Source organism: Streptomyces sp. NPDC048600 (assembly GCF_055587025.1).
Genome location: NZ_JBVJGZ010000015.1, coordinates 185557 through 207533, shown reverse-complemented (window position 1 = coordinate 207533; position 21977 = coordinate 185557). Strand labels below are relative to the sequence as shown.

Sequence of the window (21977 nt, the reverse complement as noted above, 5' to 3'; positions counted from 1 at the left end):
CGTTCCACACATACTCCCTTCTCCTTTCCCCTTTGGGGGGCCCGCACAGCCTTCCCCCCCCCCCCCCCCCCCCCCCCCCCCCCCCCCCCCCCGCTCCGGGTTGGCGCGTCCGGTGGGACGTCGGGGTCAGACCTCGACGACGACCGGGAGGATCATCGGCCTGCGCCGATAGGTGTCGGAGACCCACTTGCCGAGGGTCCGGCGGATCAGCTGCTGGAGCTGGTGGGGCTCCACCACGCCGTCCTGGGCCGAGCGCTCCAGGATCTCCGTGATCTTCGGGATGACGTCCCCGAAGGCGGAGTCCTCGATGCCGGAACCACGGGCCTGGATGTGCGGGCCGCCGGTGATCTTGCCGGTGGACGAGTCGACCACCACGAACACCGAGATGATGCCCTCGTCGCCGAGGATCTTGCGGTCCTTCAGGGCCGGCTCGCCCACGTCGCCGACGGAGAGGCCGTCGACGTAGACGTAACCCGCCTGGACCTTGCCCGAGATCTTGGCCTTGCCCTCGATGAGGTCGACGGCGATGCCGTCCTCGGCGATGACGATCCTGTCGTGCGGAACGCCGGTCATGGCTCCCAGCTCGGCGTTCGCCCGCAGGTGACGCCATTCGCCGTGGACCGGCATCAGGTTCTTCGGGCGGCAGATGTTGTAGAAGTACAGCAGCTCGCCGGCCGAGGCGTGGCCCGAGACATGGACCTTGGCGTTGCCCTTGTGGACGACGTTGGCACCCCAGCGGGTGAGGCCGTTGATCACGCGGTAGACCGCGTTCTCGTTGCCGGGGATGAGCGACGAGGCGAGGATGACCGTGTCGCCGTCGACGATCCGGATCTGGTGGTCGCGGTTGGCCATGCGGGACAGGGCGGCCATCGGCTCGCCCTGGGAGCCCGTGCAGACCAGTACGACCTGGTGGTCCGGGAGGTCGTCGAGCGTCTTGACGTCCACGACCAGGCCCGGCGGGACCTTGAGATAGCCCAGGTCACGGGCGATGCCCATGTTGCGGACCATCGAGCGGCCCACGAAGGCGACACGGCGGCCGTACTCGTGGGCGGCGTCCAGGATCTGCTGGATGCGGTGGACGTGGCTGGCGAAGCTCGCCACGATGATCCGCTTGTGGGCGTTGGCGAAGACCTGACGCAGGACGTTCGAGATGTCGCGCTCGGGCGGGACGAATCCCGGGACCTCGGCGTTCGTCGAGTCGCTGAGCAGGAGGTCGATGCCCTCCTCGCTCAGCCGTGCGAAGGCGTGCAGGTCCGTGAGGCGGCTGTCCAGCGGGAGCTGGTCCATCTTGAAGTCACCCGTGTGGACCACCATGCCGGCCGGGGTGCGGATCGCGACGGCCAGGGCGTCCGGGATGGAGTGGTTGACCGCGATGAACTCGCAGTCGAAGGGGCCGACGCGCTCGCGCTGCCCCTCGGCCACCTCGAGGGTGTAGGGGCGGATGCGGTGCTCCTGGAGCTTGGCCTCGATCAGGGCGAGGGTCAGCTTGGAGCCGATCAGCGGGATGTCCGGCTTCTCGCGCAGCAGGAAGGGCACACCGCCGATGTGGTCCTCGTGGCCATGGGTCAGGACGATGCCCTCGATGTCGTCGAGGCGGTCCCGGATGGACGAGAAGTCCGGCAGGATCAGGTCGATTCCGGGCTGCTCCTCCTCGGGGAAGAGCACGCCGCAGTCGACGATCAACAGGCGGCCGCCGTACTCGAAGACCGTCATGTTGCGGCCGATCTCGCCGAGGCCGCCGAGCGGGGTGACCCGCAGGCCGCCTTCGGGAAGCGGCGGGGGCGCGCTGAGTTCAGGGTGCGGATGACTCAAAAGACTCTCCTCACCACGCACGCCACGTACCGGTGAGGCACGTGGCGCGCGTGACGTTCGTGCAGAAGCAGTTGTCGTTGCAAGGTGGGTGCGGGCACCGGTGGCCCCGCTGTTCAGTTGTGAAGTCTTTGCGCGGTGTGCGGTTCCGCGAAGTCCGTTGTCAGAGCTGTACCCCGCCGGCGGCAAGATCGATCTTGAGCTGGGCCACCTCTTCCGGCGAGCACTCCACCATGGGGGCGCGCAGCGGACCGGCGGGCAGGCCCTGGAGGGCGAGCGCGGCCTTGGTGGTCATGACGCCCTGGGTGCGGAACATGCCGGTGTAGACGGGGAGCAGCTTCTGGTGGATCTCCGTGGCCTTCTGCACATCACCCGAGGTGTACGCCTCGACCAGGGCGCGCAGGTCGGGGGTGACGACGTGGCCCACGACGGAGACGAAGCCGACGGCGCCCACCGAGAGCAGGGGCAGGTTGAGCATGTCGTCGCCGGAGTACCAGGCGAGGCCGGAGCGGGCGATGGCCCAGCTGGCGCGGCCGAGGTCGCCCTTGGCGTCCTTGTTGGCGACGATCCTCGGGTGCTGGGCGAGGCGGACGAGCGTCTCGGTGTCGATCGGGACGCCGCTGCGGCCGGGGATGTCGTAGAGCATGACCGGCAGCTCGGCGGCGTCGGCGACGGCCGTGAAGTGGCGGTACAGGCCCTCCTGCGGGGGCTTGTTGTAGTACGGGGTGACGACCAGGAGGCCGTGGGCGCCGGTCTTCTCGGCGGCCTTGGCCAGCTCGACGCTGTGGTGGGTGTCGTTGGTGCCGACTCCGGCCACGATGTGGGCGCGGTCGCCGACCGCCTCCAGTACGGCTCGTACGAGGTCCGATTTCTCCGCGTCGCTGGTGGTCGGGGACTCGCCGGTGGTGCCGTTGATGATCAGGCCGTCGTTGCCTGCGTCCACCAGGTGGGTTGCGAGCCGCTGTGCGCCGTCGAGGTCGAGTGCGCCGTCCGCCGTGAACGGCGTGACCATGGCGGTGAGGACCCGCCCGAAGGGGGTCTGCGGAGTGGAGGTCGGAGCCATGGGTTACACGCTACTCGTTGCTCAAGGCGCGGTCTGCCCTCGGGGGGAGCGAAAAGTCATGACAAAGGCGGAGCCCGGCACTGCCTGCTCGGGGGTTCAAGCAGTGCCGGGTCCGTTTGATCAGGCTAGATGAACTTCGCTAAATGCCGCAATACGGACACTTCGCGCGGCTGATCCGTACACCTGTGCCGGACGGGGAAACCGTGTGCCTTACGGGGCCACGCGGCCGTTGGCGTTGAAGGCCGCGTGGGTGAGCGGCATCAGCTGCTGCCACTCGGCTTCCATCTTCTCGCCCACCATCTCGATCTCCCGCTGGGGGAAGGACGGCACCTTGGCCAGCTCGTGCTGGGTGCGCAGGCCGAGGAAGTGCATCAGCGAGCGGGCGTTGCACGTGGCGTACATCGAGGAGAACAGGCCGACGGGGAGCACGGCCCGGGCGACCTCACGGGCGACGCCGGCGGCGAGCATCTCCTGGTAGGCCTCGTAGGCCTGGCGGTACGAGTCCTCCATGACGCGGCCGGTGAGCTCCTGCTGGGCCGCGGTGCCCTCGACGAACCGGTACTTGCCCGGACGGCCCTCCTGGACCAGCTTGCGGGCCGCGTCGGGGACGTAGAAGACGGGCTCGAGCTCCCTGTAGCGCCCGCTCTCCTCGTTGTAGGACCAGCCCACGCGGTGCCGCATGAACTCGCGGAACACGAAGATCGGGGCGCTGATGAAGAAGGTCATCGAGTTGTGCTCGAACGGGCTGCCGTGCCGGTCCCGCATCAGGTAGTTGATCAGGCCCTTGGAGCGCTCGGGGTCCTTCTTGAGCTCGTCCAGGGACTGTTCGCCGGCGGTGGAGACACGGGCGGCCCACAGCACGTCGGAGTCGGCCGCGCTGTGCTTGACCAGCTCGACGGTGACGTCGCTGCGGAAGCTGGGCTTGAGATCGTCGGCGGGGGTGTCGGTCACGGCTCGGAGGGTCCTTCCATCACTTCGCTGGGCGGCGCCCACTCTACGGCTCCGCACCGACAGCCGGACGTTCGGTACCGGTCCGGGATGAGTTCGGCGAATTGCGGGGAAGCAGGCACCTTTTGACGCTCTCGCTCGTCTGTCCCGGTGAGCATGATTCGTTCGAACTGCCCCGAAAGGAACCACACCCCGATGTTCCACAGCGATGTCGCTCCCCCGGCCCGGGAGCGGGCCTCGGTCCGGGAGACAGCCGGGCGCTGGCTGCTGGGGGCCACGATCGTCGGCGCGCCGGTGGGCGCCCTGGTCCTCGGTATGCCGGCGCTGTCGACCGAACACGCCGACGGGACACAGCAGTCCCAGGCCGCACCGGCCCGCTGACCCCATCCGGACCCCCGAGGGTGGTGGGGGTGGACCGGGGTCGATAGCCTCACCGGGCACTGCCCCTGCGTGGATCGAGTGAGGACCAGCCGTGCCCCTGCCCTTCCTGACGGCCGACCGTGCCTTCGAGGCGGCTGACGACGTCGCGCTGCCCTTCGACGACCGCGACCGCTGGCGGCGCCCCTACCGGCCCGGTCCCTGGCGGGTCGGCGCGGCCGCGATCTGCCTGATGCTCGCCTCGTTCGTGCTGTTCGCGGGGGTCATCATCGCGCTGACCGGGACGTTCGGCGGGGCCGGCGTCGTCTTCGGCCTCGCGCTGGCGATCATCGTCGGCGCGCTGCGGCTGCTGCGGATGGGCGTCTGGGTGAGTGCCCGCGGGCTGCGCCAGGTGAGCTTCTTCGTCACCCGCACGACCGGCTGGGACCGGGTGACCGCGATGCGTACGGCGCAGCAACCGGTGCGCTGGCTCGGCCTGCCCCGCACCGTGCAGGGCCAGGCCCTGCTGCCCACGCTGCGGGACCGGGCCGCCTCCGATCTGCCGCCGCTGATGACCACGCACAACGCGGACTTCCTCGGCCGCTTCGAGGCCTTCGACCGCGCGGCCGACACCATCGAGGCGTGGGCCGCGGAGTACCGGCGGGGCTGAGCCCGGCGGCCGTCACCGGCCCGCATACGTGAAGGGGCCGGCCCGCGGTGGACGCGGGCCGGCCCCTTCGGTGTACGGCGTTCAGACCGCCTGGACCGGGCGGCCGTCGTGCAGGGCGATGGCGCGCTGCATCGCCTTGCGGGCACGCGGGGTGTCGCGGGCGTCGTGGTAGGCGACGGCCAGCCGGAACCAGCTGCGCCAGTCCTCGGGGGCGGCCTCCGTCTCGGCCTTGCGGCGGGCGAAGACCTCGTCGGCGGAGTCCCGGTCGACACGGCCGCTGGGGGTGCGCCGCAGTTCGTCCACCGGCAGGCCGCCCTCGGCGTCCAGTTCGGCGGCGAGGGCGTTGGCCCTGCGGACGAACTGGGTGTTCTTCCACAGGAACCACACGCCGATGACCGGCAGGATCAGCACCGCCACGCCGAAGGTGACCGTGAGGAGCGTGCCGGACCGGATCAGCATCACGCCACGGCTGCCGGCCAGGACGAAGTAGACGACCAGGACGGCCGCCGTGACGGCGTAGGAGATCTTCGCGCGCATCGGTGTGTCCTCAGCCCAGGTCCAGGAAGTGCTCCAGGCCGAAGGTCAGGCCCGGAGTCGTCACCACCCGGCGGGCGCCGAGCAGGATGCCCGGCATGAAGCTGCTGTGGTGCAGGGAGTCGTGGCGGACGGTGAGGGTCTCGCCCTCGCCGCCGAGCAGGACCTCCTGGTGGGCCAGCAGGCCGCGCAGGCGCACGGAGTGGACGGGGATGCCGTCGACGTCCGCGCCCCGGGCGCCCTCCAGGCCGGTCCCCGTGGCGTCCGGCGCCGGTGCCGTGCCCGCCTTGGCACGGGCCTCGGCGATGAGCTGCGCGGTGCGCGTGGCGGTCCCGGAGGGGGCGTCGACCTTCTTCGGGTGGTGCAGCTCGACGACCTCGACCGACTCGAAGTACGGCGCCGCGATCTGCGCGAACTTCATGGTCAGCACGGCCCCGATGGAGAAGTTCGGGGCGATCAGCACACCCGTGGCCGGGGAGTCGGCGAGCCAGCCGTTCAGCCGGGCGAGGCGGTCCTCGGTCCAGCCCGTCGTACCGACGACGGCGTGGATGCCGTGCCCGACGCAGTACTCCAGGTTGGCCATCACCGAGTCGGGCGTGGTCAGCTCGACGGCGACCTGGGCGCCGGTCTCCGCGAGGGTCTCCAGCTTGTCGCCGCGGCCGAGGGCGGCGACCAGCTCCATGTCCTCGGCGGCCTCGACCGCCCGTACCGCCTCGGAGCCGATACGGCCCTTGGCGCCGAGGACCGCCACGCGCAGCTTGCTCATCTCAGTTGCTTCCTAACGTCGGATGTTCCGGAGGCGGACGGGGTCAGGCGACGGCGTCGTGCAGTCGGGCCGCCTGCTTGTCCTTGAGCGGGCCGATGACCGACAGCGAGGGCCGCTGTCCCAGGATGGCGCCGGCTATGTCGCGGACGTCGTCCGGGGTCACCGCGGCGATCCGGGCGAGCATGTCGTCGACCGACATCTGCTCCCCCCAGCACAGCTCGCTCTTGCCGATGCGGTTCATCAGCGCGCCGGTGTCCTCCAGGCCGAGGACGGTGGAGCCGCGCAGCTGGCCGATGGCGCGCTCGATCTCCTCGTCGGTCAGACCGTGCCGGGCGACGTGGTCGAGTTCGTCGCGGCAGATCTTCAGCACGTCGTGCACCTGCGAGGGGCGGCAGCCGGCGTAGACGCCGAACAGGCCGCAGTCGGCGAAGCCGGACGTGTAGGAGTACACGCTGTAGGCCAGGCCGCGCTTCTCGCGGACCTCCTGGAACAGCCGGGAGGACATGCCGCCGCCGAGGGCGGTGTTGAGCACGCCGAGGGCCCAGCGGCGGTCGTCGGTGCGGGCCAGGCCCGGCATGCCGAGGACGACGTGGGCCTGCTCGGTCTTGCGGCCGAGGAGTTCGACGCGGCCCGCGGTGCGCAGGGTGCGGTGGCCGTCGCGCGGGGCGATGGGCCGTGCGTCGGTGTTCTTGAGGGCGCCCGCCTTCTCGAAGGCCGCGCGGACCTGTCGTACGACCTTGTTGTGGTCGATGTTGCCGGCGCAGGCCACGACCAGGTGCGTGGGGTCGTAGTGCTTCTTGTAGAAGCGGCGGATGCGGTCGGCGCTGAGGGCGTTGACCGTGTCGACCGTGCCGAGGACCGGGCGGCCGAGGGGGTTGTCGCCGAACATGGTGTGCGCGAACAGGTCGTGCACACAGTCGCCCGGGTCGTCCTCGGTCATGGCGATCTCTTCGAGGATCGCGCCCCGCTCGACGTTGACGTCCTCCTCCAGGATGAGGGAGCCGGTCAGCATGTCGCAGACCACGTCTATGGCGAGCGGGAGGTCCGTGTCGAGCACACGCGCGTAGTAGCAGGTGTACTCCTTGGCCGTGAAGGCGTTCATCTCGCCGCCGACGGCGTCGAGCGCGGAGGAGATGTCCAGGGCGCTGCGCCGGGTGGTGCCCTTGAAGAGCAGATGCTCCAGGTAGTGCGTGGCGCCGTTCAGTGCCGGGGTCTCGTCGCGGGAGCCGACGTGGGCCCAGATGCCGAAGGTCGCCGAGCGCACCGAGGGCAGCGTCTCGGTGACGATGCGCAGGCCGCCGGGCAGGGTCGTCTTACGCACCGTGCCGATGCCGTTGACGCCCTTGATCAGGGTTTGGGTACGGGCGACGGCCCGCGCCTCCGAAGAGGTGCGGGCCGTCGCCGTGGTGCTACGAGACGTCACTTGTCGGTGTCGTCCTTGTCGTCAGAACCTTCCTCGCCCTCGATCACGGGGATGAGGGAGAGCTTGCCGCGGGAGTCGATCTCGGCGATCTCGACCTGGACCTTCTGGCCCACACCGAGGACGTCCTCGACGTTCTCCACGCGCTTGCCGCCGGCCAGCTTGCGGATCTGCGAGATGTGCAGCAGACCGTCCTTGCCGGGCAGCAGGGAGACGAACGCGCCGAAGGTGGTCGTCTTCACGACCGTGCCCAGGTAGCGCTCGCCGACCTCGGGCATGGTCGGGTTGGCGATGCCGTTGATCGTGGCGCGGGCGGCCTCGGCGGCCGGGCCGTCGGAGGCACCGATGTAGATGGTGCCGTCGTCCTCGATCGTGATCTCGGCGCCCGTGTCCTCCTGGATCTGGTTGATCATCTTGCCCTTGGGGCCGATGACCTCACCGATCTTGTCGACCGGGATCTTCACGGTGATGATCCGCGGCGCGTTGGGGGACATCTCGTCGGGCCGGTCGATGGCCTCCATCATCACGTCGAGGATGTGGAGACGGGCGTCGCGGGCCTGCTTCAGGGCGGCGGCGAGGACCGAGGCCGGGATGCCGTCCAGCTTGGTGTCGAGCTGGAGGGCGGTCACGAACTCCTTGGTGCCGGCGACCTTGAAGTCCATGTCACCGAAGGCGTCCTCCGCACCGAGGATGTCGGTGAGGGCGACGTAGTGCGTCTCGCCGTTGATCTCCTGGGAGATCAGGCCCATGGCGATACCGGCGACGGGGGCCTTCAGGGGCACACCGGCGTTCAGCAGCGACATGGTGGAGGCGCAGACCGAGCCCATGGACGTCGAGCCGTTGGAGCCGAGGGCCTCGGACACCTGACGGATCGCGTAGGGGAACTCCTCGCGGGTCGGCAGGACCGGCACGATCGCGCGCTCGGCGAGCGCGCCGTGGCCGATCTCGCGGCGCTTCGGCGAACCGACGCGGCCGGTCTCGCCGACGGAGTACGGCGGGAAGTTGTAGTTGTGCATGTAGCGCTTGCGGGTCACCGGGGAGAGGGTGTCCAGCTGCTGCTCCATGCGGAGCATGTTGAGGGTGGTGACGCCCAGGATCTGGGTCTCGCCACGCTCGAACAGCGCCGAGCCGTGCACGCGCGGGATGGCCTCGACCTCGGCGGCGAGCGTACGGATGTCCGTGACGCCACGGCCGTCGATGCGCTTCTTCTCCTTGATCACGCGCTCGCGGACGAGCTGCTTGGTCAGGGAGCGGTACGCGGCGGAGATCTCCTTCTCGCGGCCCTCGAACTCCGGCAGGAGCTTCTCGGCGGCGAGCGCCTTGACGCGGTCCAGCTCGGCCTCGCGGTCCTGCTTGCCCGCGATGGTCAGCGCGGAGGTCAGCTCCGGGCGGACGGCGGCGGACAGCGCCTCCAGGACGTCGTCCTGGTAGTCGAGGAACACGGGGAACTCGCCGGTCGGCTTCGCGGCCTTGGCGGCGAGGTCGGCCTGGGCCTTGCAGAGCACCTTGATGAAGGGCTTCGCGGCGTCCAGACCGGCGGCGACGACCTCCTCGGTCGGCGCCTCGGCGCCGCCCTCGACCAGCTGGATGGTCTTGTCGGTGGCCTCGGCCTCGACCATCATGATCGCGACGTCGCCGTCCTCCAGGACGCGGCCCGCGACGACCATGTCGAAGACGGCGTCCTCGAGCTCGGTGTGCGTCGGGAAGGCCACCCACTGGCCGCGGATCAGCGCGACGCGGACGCCGCCGATCGGGCCGGAGAAGGGCAGACCGGCCAGCTGCGTGGACGCGGACGCGGCGTTGATCGCCACGACGTCGTACAGGTGGTCGGGGTTGAGGGCCATGACCGTCGCGACGACCTGGATCTCGTTGCGCAGGCCCTTGCGGAAGGACGGGCGCAGCGGGCGGTCGATCAGACGGCAGGTGAGGATGGCGTCCTCGGAGGGACGGCCCTCACGGCGGAAGAAGCTGCCGGGGATCTTGCCGGCGGCGTACATCCGCTCCTCGACGTCCACCGTGAGGGGGAAGAAGTCGAGCTGGTCCTTGGGGTTCTTGGAAGCCGTGGTGGCCGACAGCACCATGGTGTCGTCGTCCAGGTACGCGACGGCGGAGCCGGCGGCCTGCTTGGCCAGGCGGCCCGTCTCGAAGCGAATGGTGCGGGTGCCGAAGGAGCCGTTGTCGATGACGGCCTCGGCGTAGTGGGTCTCGTTCTCCACCAGCAATTTCTCCTCGTCTTCGTCCCGGGCTGCCCGTGTGGCAGGGGGACGATGGTGGAGAAGCGCTCCGTGCGGTGCGGGCCGGTCTTCGATCGAAGCACCCGGGGCTCGCTTCCCCCCGGGGGCCACTACCGAGGACCGGCGGCGGCTTGGTGCGCTTCTCCTCTTCATTTTCGTGCTGTGCGTCTACTTCTTGGTGCTGTGCGTCCGTATTGCGTTGTGCTACCACACTACAAAGGGGTGGTGACAGTCCGCACGTTTCCGCACGTACGGCAAAGGGAGCGGTCCCGATCTTTCCGGGAACCGCTCCCTTCGAGGCGTCTTACTTGGCGCCCGCCGCACCGCGGCGGATGCCCAGGCGGTCGACCAGCGCACGGAAGCGCTGGATGTCCTTCTTCGCCAGGTACTGCAGGAGGCGACGGCGCTGACCGACCAGGATCAGCAGACCACGGCGGGAGTGGTGGTCGTGCTTGTGGGCCTTGAGGTGCTCGGTCAGGTCGGAGATCCGACGCGAGAGCATGGCGACCTGGACCTCGGGGGAGCCGGTGTCGCCCTCCTTCTGACCGAACTCGCTGATGATCTGCTTCTTCGTAGCGGCGTCGAGCGGCACGCGTACTCCTCGTAGTCTTCGAACGGCCACCGAGTGCCCCCGGTCTTTGTCTCGGGGGAGCTTCCGTTACTCGGGAGGCGGGGATCCGCTGGGCGCGGCCTCCAGGGTCCTGCGGGGACTCCGGGGGCGCGTACACAAACGGCCGTCACTCAGGGTACCAGCCGACGGCGGGCCCCTGTGCCGGGGGCCGGGAACAGCCCTCCACGCGCGCGTACGGCCACTAGGGTGACCTGCGGGATCACAGGCACGTCGGAAAGGGGCGCCTCGGCATGGCGGAGGAAGTGGACGCGGCCGTGAAGGCACGCAAGGAGCGCGAGCGCGACGAGCTGTACGCCCTCGACATCTCCGGCGTCGAGTGGCACAGCGCGCCGGGCACCGAGGGTCACGAGGAGCGTGTGGAGATCGCGTATCTGCCCGACGGCGCGGTCGCCATGCGCTCGTCGCTCGACCACGCGACCGTGCTGCGCTACACGGAGGCGGAGTGGCGGGCCTTCGTGCTGGGGGCACGCGACGGGGAGTTCGATCTGGAGCCGGCTCCGGGCGAGGGCTGAGGCACGCGCGCGTGCGGGGCGGGGAGCAGCCGCTCCCCGCCCCGTGCGCGGTTACCTCTTGCGGGCCGCGTCGGGTTCGATGCCGACGGTCAGCCAGACCCAGGACTTGCTGCCGTCCCCGTTGTCGGGGGCGCTGGCGGACTTAGCCGCGAAGAAGATGCGGCCGCTCTCGACGACGATGTCGGCCAGTTCCGTCGAGGTGAGCGTCCAGCCCTCGGTGGGCAGGTCGAAGTAGAGATACGTCGTCTCCCCGCCGGTGCGCGGGTCCAGGGAGACCAGGCCCATGGGCGTGATGTGGTCGCTGCTGTCGCGCAGGGCCAGGAGCTTGCCGCCACTCATCCGCAGCGGGTGCAGCAGGGCGTTGCGGCCCGACTCGAACTTCTCCGTCGTCCGCCCGGTCTTCAGGTCGAAGCCGACGATCCAGTTGTAGTTGTGGATCGTGTCGCCCTGCTCGGAGGTGGTGAGGAAGACCTGGCCGTCGCCGACCACGACGGTCGGGCAGTCGCCGGTGGCGAGCAGATCCGTCTCGCTGGCGCACTCGGCGACGTAGGCGTCCTTGGCCAGCGTGATGGTGGTGCGGTGCTTGCCCTTCTCGTCGAGGGCGAGGATGTGCGTGATGCCGATGTCGGCGGCCGCGACGGCCAGCACCGCTGGCTCGGTCGACAGCACGCGCACGTCCTGGATGCCGGCGTCCAGCTTGTACGTCCACCGGGTCGCGCCCGTGTCCGGGTCGAGCCCGCGCACCTTGTAGGTGAGGCTGTCGTACGTGTCGCCGGTCCAGCACTGGAGGCGCACGACCAGGCCGGTTCCGCCGACGGCGCCGTGGTGCTCGCACTTGTCGGCGGAGTCGGACTCGACGCTCCAGCGGGGCTTGCCGGTGTCCATGGCGAAGGCGTCGGTGCCGCCGCCCCAGGTGACGGCCACGGTGCCGTGGGTGAGGGCGACGCCCGGCGTGTCCTGGCTGCCGCCGCTCTCCTTCGGGCTGCCCTTGCCGGTGCCGAGCTTGGAGACCGGGGCCTCGCGCTGCCAGACCTTCTTGCCGTCGTCCAGGTCGACGAAGACGACCTGGTTGCACAGCGCGGCCGCGTCCTCGCTCTCCCGGGACAGTACGGCCGTACGGTTCTCGCCGGTCACGTCGCGGGTGACGCCGCAGATCGGGCCGTCGAGGCGCAGCTTCCACTCCTCCTCGCCGACGGCCACGTCCTTGCCGATGCCGAACCCGATCAGGGTGCGGTTGATGCCCCTGGCCAGGATCTTGTCGGTGGCCCAGGTGCCGGGCATCTCGTGGCGCTCGCCGGGTGCCATGTCGTCGGCGGAGAAGCGGAAGCCCATGACGCCGCGCTGGTTGGCGGGCCGTTTCTCGACCGTCTCGCGCACGTCGAGCCGGCCCCCGCCCGTGGCGGCCGCCGCCTTGGCGTCGTCGGGCCCGGGGCCGTCACCGCTGCGCAGAACGAGCCAGCCGCCCACGGAGAGCGCCAGGACCAGGACGACGGAGAGACCGCCGAGCAGGCGCTTCCTGCGGCGCCTGCCCTGCTGCTGCTCCGCGGTCAGTGCGGATTGTGTGTAGATGGACGGGGGTGGGCCGAAGCTCACGCGAAAAGGTCCTTTTCTATGGGTGGTTGGGGAGGCGGGCGGGGGATGATCAATCCCCTACTATGCCGCCTCCCGGTGGCCGGAACGGGTCGGGTACGGCGGCTCGGGGCCCAATACCGGTGCAGGTCGGGGAAGTTCGGGATGTTCGGGAAGTTCACGTATATCGACCGCTTTGTTCACCGGGTTCGTCCACTGTGCCCCGGGGTGGGTACGGAATCGGTGGGCAGGCTGTGACGCAGTGGTCGGGTGCTCAGGGGTGGACGGGCCTGCCGGGGCGCGGCGCACGGTGATTAGGCTGGGTCCGGGCGTGCCGCCAGCCCCGTGGACCGGGCGGCAGGCCCGAGGGGGAGAGCCGGCGGATCGGACGACCTCGGACACGGCCTCGAAGGCTTCGGAAGACGAGACATGGTCGCCCCGGCACGGCACGCGGGTGTCCGACCACACCAGGAGGAACTGTGAGCAGCGATCGGGACGGGATCCGCGGGGGCTGGGCGACGCCCGGCGACGACCAGCCCGACGCGGAGTCCGCCATCGAGACGACGGGCGAGTTCAGCCTCGACTACGCGCCGCCCGCCTGGTACACGCAGAACGCGGCCGGGGACGCGGCGGGTTCGCCGGCCTCGCCGGGCGCGGGGAGCGCGGCGGGCGGTGACGCGGCGGAGGCTGCGGACGCGGCCGGTGCGGGGGCTACGGGCGCGTCGGAGGGCCTTGAGCCGGGGGTTGCGGGGTCCGCGAGTGCGGGAGCCGTGAGCGCTGGGGCCGACAGCTCGGCCGGGGCCGGGTTCGGTGGCGACGCCGGGGCCGGGTTCGGTGCGGCTTCGGTTCCGCCGGTGGCGCCGCCCGTACCGCCCGTGCCCGGGGCGCCGTTCGCACCGCCTGCCGTTGCTCCGGGGGCTCCTTTCACGCCGCCCGCGCCCGCGACGTCTGCGCCTGCGCCTGCGCCGGGGGCTCCCTTCACGCCGCCGGCGGCCACGACGCCGGCGCCCGGGGCGCCTTTCGCGCCTCCTGCGCCGGGGGCGGCCTTCACGCCGCCTGCCCCCGCTGCTCCTCCTGCGCCCGCTCCCGCGCCTGGGGGGCCGTTCACGCCGCCCGCCGCTGCCTCGCCCGCGCCCGGGGCGCCGTACGTGCCGCCCGTGCCGGAGGGGGGCGGGGCGTTCCCGCCGCCGACCGGGAGCCCGATCGCCGTACCGCGTCTGCCTGTCGGGAGCGGGTTCGAGCCGCAGACGCGGCCGAGTGCGCCCGAGACGCCCGAGGCTGACGCCGCGTCACCGAGCGCGGTGCCGAGCTTCGCCGTGAGCGGGTTCCCGGCACCCGCCGAGGAGCCGGAGTCGGGCGAAGGCGGCAACGGTGACCTGGAGAGCGGCGCCACCATGCGCTTCTCCGCAGCGGCCCTGAGGCGGGAGATCGCGGAACGCGCCCCCGAGCCCGAGTCCGACGCCGATGCGGTGCCCTCGGAAGAGGTGGCGGACGAGGAATCGCCCGAGCCCGAGGAGAACGCCGGTCGTTCGGACGACAGCCCTTCGGACGCCGGCGCCTCCGCCGACAGCGAGTCCGCGGACGGCGGTTCCGACAACAGCCCCACGGGCGACGCCCCTTCGGGTGACGACCTGACCGACGCCGGTCTCTCCTACGACGACCAGGACACGGACGTCCCGGACGGCGAGGGCGACGACACCGAACTCGCCGACTCCGCCGAGCCCGAGGCCGTATCAGGGGCAGCGGCCGAGGCCGACACCGACGCCGCCACGGACGCCGACCTCGACACCGAGAACCAGGACGACGAGCCTGTCGTCGCCGAGGCGGACTCGGAGCCGGGCCCGGCCCTGGCCGAGTCCGAGGCCGAGTCCGAGGCCGAGTCCGACGAGGAGCCCCAGGACACCCCGCCGGTCGCCGAGCCCGAGGACGCCGCGCCCCTGGACCACCGCGTCGAGGACACCGAGCCCTCCGACGCGGTCCCCGTGGACGCGCCCCCCGCCGAGCCCGAGCCGTCGGACGCGATCCCGCAGGACGCCGTCCCGCAGGACGCTGCCCCTGAAGACGCCGTCCCGCACGACACCACGCCCCAGGACGCGGTCCCGCGGAGCCTCCCGCCTCAGGCCGCCCCCGGCATCCCCGCGGGCGTCCCCGGCATCACGCCGCCCGAGTGGGCTCCCGTGCCGCCCCCGCCGTACCAGCCGTCCGCCCCGGCCCCTGCCGCGCAGTGGCCCGCCCAGCCGCAGGCGCAGCCTCCCGCCCCGGTCCCTCCGCAGGCCCAGGTCCCGCCGCCTGCCCCGGTCGCGCCCCAGCCCCAGCCCGCCGTACCCCCGCAGGACCACCAGCCGGCCGTGCCCGCCCAGCAGCCGCCGTTCCAGCCGCAGGCGCCGCAGCCGGCGCCCGCCGGGTGGAACCAGCCGCCCGCCGCGCCCCAGCCCGGCTACGGCTTCCCGCAGCCCCCCGCGCCCGGCGCCCAGGGCGGCTACGGCTTCCCGCAGCCCGGCGCCCCGGCACCCGCGGCCCAGCCGCCCACCGCTGCGGCACCCGCCCCCCAGGCGCCCCCGCAGCCCACTCCCCCCTCCCCCACGGGCCCGCAGGGCGGCTACGGCTTCCCCCACCCCGGCGCCCCGGCACCCGATCACACCGCCCACCCCGGCGGCTATGGCTTCCCGCAGGCCCAGGCACCCCAGCCCCAGGCCCCGGCGGCCCCCGCCCCCGCCCCGGCGGACATGCCTCAGCAGCCCCCCGCCCAGCAGGCACCCCAGCCCCAACCCCAGCCCCCGGCCCCGATCCCCCCGCAAGCCCAGCACCCCCAGGCCTACGCCCCCCAGGAGCAGCCGCAGCAGGCCCCTCAGGCAGCACAGCCGCCGCAGCCGCAGGGCCAGCCCCAGCCGCACCCCGGCCAGCCGCCGCAGGCCCAGGCCCCCGCGCCGCAGGCCCAGGCTCCCGCCGACCCCCGCGCCGGTGCCGCCTGGCCGCAGCCCATCCAGCACGATCAGCGCCAGCCCACCAACCCCGGTGCCGCGCCGCTCGGTTACACCGCCGCCGTGGAGCTGTCCTCGGACCGGCTGCTCAACAACAAGCGCCAGAAGGCGAAGAGCGGCCGCCCGGCCGCCGCGCCCTCCCGCTTCAAGATCGGCGGAAAGAAGGAAGAGGCCGAGCGGCAGCGCAAGTTGCAGCTGATCCGCACTCCAGTGCTCTCCTGCTACCGGATCGCGGTCATCAGCCTCAAGGGCGGTGTCGGCAAGACGACGACCACCACCGCGCTCGGCTCCACGCTGGCCAGCGAGCGGCAGGACAAGATCCTCGCGATCGACGCCAACCCGGACGCCGGTACGCTCGGGCGCCGCGTGCGGCGGGAGACCGGGGCGACGATCCGCGACCTGGTGCAGGCGATCCCGTACCTCAACTCGTACATGGACATCCGGCGGTTCACCTCCCAGGCCTCGTCCGGTCTGGAGATCATCGCCAACGACGTCGACCCGGCCGTGTCCACGACGTTCAACGACGAGGACTACCGGCGCGCGATCGACGTGCTGGGCAGGCAGTACCCGATCATCCTCACGGACTCCGGCACGGGTCTGCTCTACAGCGCCATGCGCGGAGTGCTGGACCTCGCCGACCAGCTCATCATCATCTCGACGCCGTCCGTGGACGGTGCCTCAAGCGCCAGCACCACGCTGGACTGGCTGTCCGCGCACGGGTACGCCGATCTCGTGTCGCGCTCGATCACGGTCATCTCCGGGGTCCGCGAGACCGGCAAGATGATCAAGGTCGACGACATCGTCGCGCACTTCGAGACCCGCTGCCGCGGTGTCGTCGTCGTGCCGTTCGACGAGCACCTGGCGGCCGGTGCCGAGGTCGACCTCGACATGATGCGGCCCAAGGTGCGGGAGTCGTACTTCAACCTGGCGGCGATGGTCGCCGAGGACTTCACCCGCCACCAGCAGGCGCACGGACTGTGGACCAACGACGGCAACCCGCCGCCGGTCGTCGCCCCGCCGATGCCCGGCCAGCCCCTGCCCGGACAGCCGTACCCGCAGCAGCCGCAGCCACAGCCGGGCGAGGCCTACCCGCAGCAGCCCCCGGCGGGCGGCGCGTACCCGCAGGCACCCCAGCCGGGCCAGCCCTACGCGCCGCAGCAGCCCCAGGCACCTCAGGCGCCCCAGGTTCCGCAGGCGCCCCAGCCCGGCCAGCCCTACGCCCAGCCCTACCCGCAGCAGCAGCCGCCGCAGGCACAGCCGCAGCCGCAGCCGCAGCCGGGGCAGCCCTACCAGCAGGGCCAGCCGTATCCGCCGCAGCAGCCCGGGCAGCCGTACCCGCCCCAGCCGCCGCAGCAGTAGGCCGCAAAGCCGAAGGGCGGCCGGTGCCCCGTGAGGCACCGGCCGCCCTTCGGCGTCGTGGGAGCGGATGTCACTCCGCGGCGGCGATCAGCTCCCGGCACTTCTTCACATCGGCCGCCATCTGCTCCAGCAGGCCCTCCAGGGAGTCGAACTTGGCCTGGCCGCGCACGAAGGACAGGAAGTCGACCGCGACGTGCAGGCCGTACAGATCGAGGCCCACGCGGTCGATGGCGTACGCCTCGACCGTCCGCTCGGTGCCGTCGAACTGCGGGTTGGTGCCGACGGAGATCGCGGCCGGCATGGCCTCGCCCTCGACGTGCAGCCAGCCCGCGTAGACGCCGTCGGCCGGGATGGCCGTGTGCGGGAGCGTCTCGACGTTGGCCGTCGGGAAGCCCATTTCACGGCCTCGCTGGGCGCCGCGCACGACGACACCCTCCACCCGGTGCGGGCGGCCGAGGATCTCGCCTGCGCCCTCCACGTCGCCCTCGCCGACCAGACGCCGCGTCAGGGACGAGGAGAAGGCCTCGCCACCGCCCGCGTTGCCGCTGACGTACAGCTCGACGATCTCGACCTCGAAGTCGAACGTCCGGCCCTGCTCGGCCAGGAAGTCCACGTCACCCGCGGCCTTGTGCCCGAAACGGAAGTTGGGGCCCTCGACGACGGCCTTCGCGTGCAGCTTGTCCACCAGCACCTTGGCCACGAAGTCGGCGGGCGACAACTTCGAGAACTCGGCCGTGAAGGGCAGGATCAGCACCGCGTCCACGCCCAGTTCCGCGATCAGTTCGGCGCGGCGGTGGTGCGGGGCGAGCAGCGGCGGATGGCTGCCGGGACGGACGACCTCGCTGGGGTGCGGGTCGAAGGTGACGAGCACCGTGGGCACGCCCAGTTCGCGGGCGCGGTCCACGGCATGCCTGATGATGAGTTGATGCCCGCGGTGGACTCCGTCGTAGGAGCCGATGGTGACGACGCTGCGCCCCCAGTCCTGGGGGATGTCCTCCAAGCCACGCCAGCGCTGCACTGTGACCGCTCCTCGAACCCGTGTCTGACTCTTACGGATGCTTCTTCTGCAGGTCTAAGGGTGCCATGCCGGGTCGCCGGGGCAGGCACCGGCATCGATCCTGTGACAGTTCGCACGTGACGAAACGTGATCATGCGGATACGACGGCACCCGCGAGGTTCTCGATCATGCGTCTGGTGGCCGGGCCGATCACGCCCGACCAGTCCTCGGGAGCCTCGGTCAGCCATCCGGTGACCCGTGCGGCGAAGCCGGGCAGATGGCGGCCCAGGTCGACGAGGGCACGGTCGTAGCGGGTGGCGCCCTCGGGGGTGCGGACGAACAGCGGGCCGAGGCGGTGGACGAGGTCGCGCAGGCCGTCGCCGCCGTGCGGGGCCGCGGCGCGCAGCAGGGCGTCGAGTACGGCCGGGTCGCGCTCGCGGGACAGCAGGAACTCGCACAGCTCGGCGCGCAGCGGGCGGGAGGCGGGGTTCCCGGGTGTCGCGATCACCCCGGCGAGGGCGGCCCGTACCGGCTCGGGGCCGTCGTCCAGGAGCCCGGTGAGCAGGGGCAGCAGCACCGCGCGTACCTCGGGGCCCTGGTCGAGGCGCAGGTCGGCGTACGCGGCGAAGTGCCCGGCGGTCTCGGGCCGCGCCTCGACGACCTCCCGCACCAGCGCGGCCACCCGGCGGGCCAGGCCGGGGGTGGTCACGTCCGCGAGGGCGCGCAGGGCCTCGCCGGCGTCGGCGGGCGGATGCCGCGGTACGGGACGGGCGGCGCAGGAGCCTTCGCCGCCGAGCGCGTACGGGTGCTCGCCCTGGGTCCCCAGGCGGGCCTGGAAGGCCGCGAGCACCGCCTCCGGGTGGGTGTTCAGCGCGGCGAGGAGGGCGCTCGGCGGCAGATGGGGGTCGCCCGCGGCGAAGTGGCCGAGGGCCTGCGGGAGATGCTGGGCGCGGGTGCAGGGGTCGCGGACGAGGAGGCCGAGCGCGCCGCCGTGCAGCGGGCTGTCGGCGGGGCGGGTGAGGAGCGCGAGGGCGGCGTAGCGCAGCAGGGCGCGGTCGGCGTCGGTGCGCACGTGCGGGGCGGCGGCGAGGCCGTAGGTGACGGCCGCGACCCGCCGCGCGGGGCGTTCGTCGTGCGCCCAGCGGTCGACGGCCCGGCACACGGCCGACGGCTCGTCCTCCGCCAGTACGGCGAGCAGTTCGTCCCCGCGCCGGTGCGCGGCGTCGACGAGCAGTTCGGTGAGATCGTCCAGCGCCCGGTGCCGGTGCGTGTGCAGCAGTGCCTGCGCGGCCCGGGCGACGGTGGCGTGCGGGGTCGCGGGCAGCGGCCGTTCGTCGTCGAACCAGCGAATCAGCTGCGGCTGTACGGCGGTGGTGTCCGCGGCGAGCAGCCGTGCCGTCGCGTCCAGGTACCGGTCGCCGGTGCCGCTGTCCTGTTCGGCCGGGGCGGGGTCCGCGAGGACCAGGCGGCGCAGCAGGTCGAAGCGGCCGGTGTCGGCCAGTGGCAGCGCGGTCCAGAAGCCGGGCCCGAACTCCCCCGGCACGGGCCGCCCTTGGCGCCGCCAGTCGACGACGCTGTCGGCGAGCAGCCGCAGCACCGGCGTGTACGGAGTGGCGTCCGGCACGCGCAGCAGGGTCTCGGTGAACAGCCGGGCGGCCCACCAGGAGTCCGGGTCGGCGTCCAGGGCGTGCGCCAGCTCGTCGAGTTTCGCGGCGAGCCGGTCCGTGCCGTGCTGACGGGCGAGCAGCAGCAGGGCCTGGACGACCGGTCCGACGCGGTGGCGCGGTACCGGGACGACGGGGCGGGCGGTGCGCGGGTCACGGCGGCGGTGCACCAGGGCGCGCAGGGCCTCGTCGAGGTCGAGGTGGGTGCCCTGGATCCAGTCGGCGAGTTCCTCGTGGGCGAAGCGGTAGCCGCCGCCGGCCGGCACGAGCAGGCCCTCGGTGAGCACGGCCGAGGCCCAGCCGGTGCCGCCGCCGAGCCGGGCGGGGGCGGGTCCCCAGGGGAAGACCGCCTCGAAGGACGCGCGGTCCAGTTCGCCCTGTCCGGGGCCGAGGCTGCGCCGGGCCGCCTCGTGCACCTGCCCGGCCACCCGCGCGGCGAGCCGCCGTACGGCCGTGCCGCGCAGCCCGTTCTCGGCGGCGAGCCGGACGGCCACGCGCAGGCACATCAGGTCCAGCCAGGCGGCGAGGACGTCGTCCCGGTCGGCTCTCGGGGCCGGGGCGTCGGGCAGTGCGGCCCGTACCTCGGACAGCAGGCGCAGGGTCAGCGGGTGCCGGGCGTCGGTCTCGGTGAGGGCTCCTTCGGGGATGCCGTAGCGCTCTCGCGCCAGGTGTGCCTCGTCGGCGGTGAGATCGCCCAGGCGGAGGCAGGGCGGGAGCCGCGGTTCCTCGGGGGCGGGGGGCGGCGCTTCGGCGTGGGCGCCGGCGGGTGGCTCGTCGGCATCGGGGCCGGAGGCTCTGTCGGTGTCGAGGTCGGTGTCCGTGTCGGCGGTGGGCCTCGGGGCATCGGGGGTGAGCCGCTCGCCGCCCGCGCGGGCGGACGGCACGGTGATGTCGGCACCTCCGGACGGCACCGGGGTGTCGGCACATCCGGACGGCCCCCCGGGCTCCGCGCCCACCCCGTGCAGCATGTGCGGCGGAAACTCCGCCCCCGCGCTCTCCCAGTACTCCGCCCGGCAGGCCACCACCAGCCGCGCGCCCGTGTCGCGCAGCCACTCGGCCGTGCCCTCGGTCCACGCCGGCAGCCGGTGGGCCAGCACGGGCGGCATCTCCTCGGGCCCGTCCAGGAGGAGCAGCAGGGGCCGGCCGGCCGCACGGGCCGCTCGGGCCAGCTGTTCCGGGGTGGTGCCGTCGAGCCCGGCGGTGAAGCCGGTGGCGGAGGCGTGCAGGATGCGGGCGGCCCGGGTGAGGGTGCGGCGTACGGCGTCGGCCACCGAGATGTCCGTGTCCCGCAGGTCCGCGCCCCGCAGCCACAGGCTCGGGGCGGGTTCGGGGCCGCGGTGCCTGCGCGCGGCGAGTGCCGTCAGTTCCGTCGTACGGCCGCTGCCGGGCGCTCCCACGAGGCCGAAGACGGCGGCCGGGCCCCGGTCGAAGGCGGCGAACTCCGCGGCCGTGACGGCCCGTTCGACGGGTTCGGCCGTGCCGGTGCCGGGGGCGTGGCCCGCGAGCGCGGCGGGCGGGCCGTCGGAGCCGACGGAGGTGGCGGTGAGTTCGAGGACGCCCGCGAGGTTGAGGTCGGCGCCGTAGGCGGGCACGGTGGCCGCGTTCCTGGCGAGGAGGCCGGCGAGCGGACCGTCCGGGGCGGGCCGCAGCGGGACGGCGAAGCCCGCGTCGCGCCCGTCGTGCCGCAGGGCGGTGCCGAGCACACCGATCACCGTGCCGGTCACTGCGTCCAGCACGGGGCCGCCGGCCGCTCCCCCGCCGAGCCTGAGCGCGTCCCGGCCCGCGGTGCCGATCGCGAGCTCCAGGGCGTCGTGCAGGACGTGGAAGCGGTCGGTGGCCGTGTACGTCACGCGGGTCGCGCCCAGCAGCCGGGCCTCGCGCCAGCAGCCCGCGGCGAGCCGGACGTACGTCCCGGCGTCGACGCGGTCCCGGACGGTGACGGGGAGCGGGTCCACCCCGAGCCCCTGGGTGCGTACGAGGGCCAGGTCCTGCGCGGGCAGGGGGGTGACGGCCTCGGCGGCGACCACGCAGGACCGGCCCCGACCGGCGCGCAGCACGAGGCGCCGCAGGCCGTCGACGGCCTCGTGGCTGGTGATCAGGGTGCCGTGGTGGTCGGCGAGGAAGCCGAGGCCGCGTGGCCGTCCGGCCAGGTCGTGCACCTGGACGAGGACGTCGTCGCGGGCGGTGCCGGGAGACGGCGGCGCCTGTCCGTCGTCCCCGTACGGCTCACCCGGTGCCCCGTCCGGCGCGCTGTCGGCCCGCCGGCCCCCTGCCGCCATGGTCGAATCTCCCCGCCTCGCGCGCGTGCCCTGTCCTCGACGGTAGGGGCGCGGTGATCGGGCGGACAGATCGCGCGGCGAACGCGCCCCCCTGCACTCCCTCGGTTCACTTCGAGCGCCTGCCCGGACGGGTGAATGGACGGGGCGGGCCGGACAACCCTAGGAGGTGGGGGAAACCGAGGGG

At 72.6% G+C, this 21977-nt stretch carries 15 protein-coding genes and 1 pseudogene; 5 read left to right on the top strand and 11 right to left on the bottom strand.

Annotation, left to right across the window (positions count from 1 at the left end):
- Positions 1-126: 126 nt before the first annotated feature.
- The 3 genes from ACZ6SQ_RS21700 to thyX form a co-directional block, all read right to left on the bottom strand.
- Positions 127-1812: a ribonuclease J gene (locus ACZ6SQ_RS21700; RefSeq protein WP_469564475.1), complete on the bottom strand. Its 1686-nt coding sequence runs from the start codon at positions 1810-1812 to the stop codon at positions 127-129.
- 160 nt (positions 1813-1972) lie between these two features.
- Complete coding sequence (gene dapA / locus ACZ6SQ_RS21695) at positions 1973-2872, bottom strand: 4-hydroxy-tetrahydrodipicolinate synthase (protein ID WP_469564472.1); 900 nt, start codon at positions 2870-2872, stop codon at positions 1973-1975.
- A 210-nt stretch (positions 2873-3082) separates the two neighbouring features.
- Positions 3083-3823, bottom strand: a complete 741-nt coding sequence (gene thyX / locus ACZ6SQ_RS21690; RefSeq protein ID WP_469564469.1) for an FAD-dependent thymidylate synthase — start codon at positions 3821-3823, stop codon at positions 3083-3085.
- Positions 3824-4015: 192 nt separating this feature from the next.
- Here thyX and ACZ6SQ_RS21685 point away from each other — a divergent pair, with 192 nt between their 5' ends.
- Together ACZ6SQ_RS21685 and ACZ6SQ_RS21680 are read left to right on the top strand one after the other, a co-directional pair.
- On the top strand, positions 4016-4201 hold the full coding sequence (locus ACZ6SQ_RS21685; protein ID WP_469564467.1) for a hypothetical protein: 186 nt from the start codon (positions 4016-4018) through the stop codon (positions 4199-4201).
- 91 nt (positions 4202-4292) lie between these two features.
- Positions 4293-4847, top strand: coding sequence for a hypothetical protein (locus ACZ6SQ_RS21680; RefSeq protein ID WP_469564464.1), 555 nt, complete (start codon positions 4293-4295; stop codon positions 4845-4847).
- An 81-nt stretch (positions 4848-4928) separates the two neighbouring features.
- Here ACZ6SQ_RS21680 and ACZ6SQ_RS21675 read toward each other — a convergent pair whose 3' ends face one another.
- The 5 genes from ACZ6SQ_RS21675 to rpsO all read right to left on the bottom strand — a co-directional run bounded on the left by ACZ6SQ_RS21675 (position 4929) and on the right by rpsO (position 10393).
- Positions 4929-5384: a hypothetical protein gene (locus tag ACZ6SQ_RS21675; RefSeq protein ID WP_469564462.1), complete on the bottom strand. Its 456-nt coding sequence runs from the start codon at positions 5382-5384 to the stop codon at positions 4929-4931.
- 10 nt (positions 5385-5394) lie between these two features.
- Positions 5395-6147, bottom strand: a complete 753-nt coding sequence (gene dapB / locus ACZ6SQ_RS21670; RefSeq protein ID WP_386387606.1) for a 4-hydroxy-tetrahydrodipicolinate reductase — start codon at positions 6145-6147, stop codon at positions 5395-5397.
- A 43-nt stretch (positions 6148-6190) separates the two neighbouring features.
- Entirely contained in the window at positions 6191-7570 is a 1380-nt protein-coding gene (locus tag ACZ6SQ_RS21665; RefSeq protein ID WP_469564458.1) for a M16 family metallopeptidase, read from the bottom strand.
- Positions 7567-9783 carry a polyribonucleotide nucleotidyltransferase gene (locus tag ACZ6SQ_RS21660; RefSeq protein ID WP_469564455.1) on the bottom strand — a complete coding sequence of 739 codons (2217 nt, stop codon included), beginning with the start codon at positions 9781-9783 and terminating at the stop codon, positions 7567-7569. The genes ACZ6SQ_RS21665 and ACZ6SQ_RS21660 overlap by 4 nt, the downstream gene beginning before the upstream one ends.
- Positions 9784-10105: 322 nt before the next feature.
- The gene (gene rpsO / locus ACZ6SQ_RS21655) at positions 10106-10393 is read right to left on the bottom strand and encodes a 30S ribosomal protein S15 (RefSeq protein ID WP_386377949.1); all 288 of its coding nucleotides are present in this window, start codon (positions 10391-10393) and stop codon (positions 10106-10108) included.
- A 269-nt stretch (positions 10394-10662) separates the two neighbouring features.
- Here rpsO and ACZ6SQ_RS21650 point away from each other — a divergent pair, with 269 nt between their 5' ends.
- Complete coding sequence (locus ACZ6SQ_RS21650; protein WP_386377950.1) at positions 10663-10944, top strand: DUF397 domain-containing protein; 282 nt, start codon at positions 10663-10665, stop codon at positions 10942-10944.
- A gap of 51 nt (positions 10945-10995) precedes the next feature.
- On the opposite strand, the gene ACZ6SQ_RS21645 is transcribed toward ACZ6SQ_RS21650, so the two are convergent.
- On the bottom strand, positions 10996-12537 hold the full coding sequence (locus tag ACZ6SQ_RS21645) for an outer membrane protein assembly factor BamB family protein (protein WP_469564452.1): 1542 nt from the start codon (positions 12535-12537) through the stop codon (positions 10996-10998).
- A 455-nt stretch (positions 12538-12992) separates the two neighbouring features.
- On the opposite strand from ACZ6SQ_RS21645, the pseudogene ACZ6SQ_RS21640 reads away from it, so the two are divergent.
- Together ACZ6SQ_RS21640 and ACZ6SQ_RS21635 are read left to right on the top strand one after the other, a co-directional pair.
- Positions 12993-13121: pseudogene (locus ACZ6SQ_RS21640) on the top strand (SCO5717 family growth-regulating ATPase); the annotation flags it as partial.
- 786 nt (positions 13122-13907) lie between these two features.
- On the top strand, positions 13908-16853 hold the full coding sequence (locus ACZ6SQ_RS21635; RefSeq protein ID WP_469564488.1) for a MinD/ParA family ATP-binding protein: 2946 nt from the start codon (positions 13908-13910) through the stop codon (positions 16851-16853).
- Between the two features lie 70 nt (positions 16854-16923).
- On the opposite strand, the gene ACZ6SQ_RS21630 is transcribed toward ACZ6SQ_RS21635, so the two are convergent.
- Entirely contained in the window at positions 16924-17871 is a 948-nt protein-coding gene (locus tag ACZ6SQ_RS21630) for a bifunctional riboflavin kinase/FAD synthetase (RefSeq protein ID WP_469564450.1), read from the bottom strand.
- Between the two features lie 130 nt (positions 17872-18001).
- Positions 18002-21793, bottom strand: a complete 3792-nt coding sequence (locus ACZ6SQ_RS21625; RefSeq protein WP_469564448.1) for a trypsin-like peptidase domain-containing protein — start codon at positions 21791-21793, stop codon at positions 18002-18004.
- Positions 21794-21977: the final 184 nt, after the last annotated feature.

Coding starts and splice junctions, on each gene's coding strand:
- dapA (WP_469564472.1), bottom strand. CDS start 2,872: ATGGCTCCGACCTCCACTCCGCAGACCCCCTTCGGGCGGGTCCTCACC.
- ACZ6SQ_RS21685 (WP_469564467.1), top strand. CDS start 4,016: ATGTTCCACAGCGATGTCGCTCCCCCGGCCCGGGAGCGGGCCTCGGTC.
- ACZ6SQ_RS21675 (WP_469564462.1), bottom strand. CDS start 5,384: ATGCGCGCGAAGATCTCCTACGCCGTCACGGCGGCCGTCCTGGTCGTC.
- dapB (WP_386387606.1), bottom strand. CDS start 6,147: ATGAGCAAGCTGCGCGTGGCGGTCCTCGGCGCCAAGGGCCGTATCGGC.
- ACZ6SQ_RS21650 (WP_386377950.1), top strand. CDS start 10,663: ATGGCGGAGGAAGTGGACGCGGCCGTGAAGGCACGCAAGGAGCGCGAG.
- ACZ6SQ_RS21635 (WP_469564488.1), top strand. CDS start 13,908: ATGCGCTTCTCCGCAGCGGCCCTGAGGCGGGAGATCGCGGAACGCGCC.
- ACZ6SQ_RS21625 (WP_469564448.1), bottom strand. CDS start 21,793: ATGGCGGCAGGGGGCCGGCGGGCCGACAGCGCGCCGGACGGGGCACCG.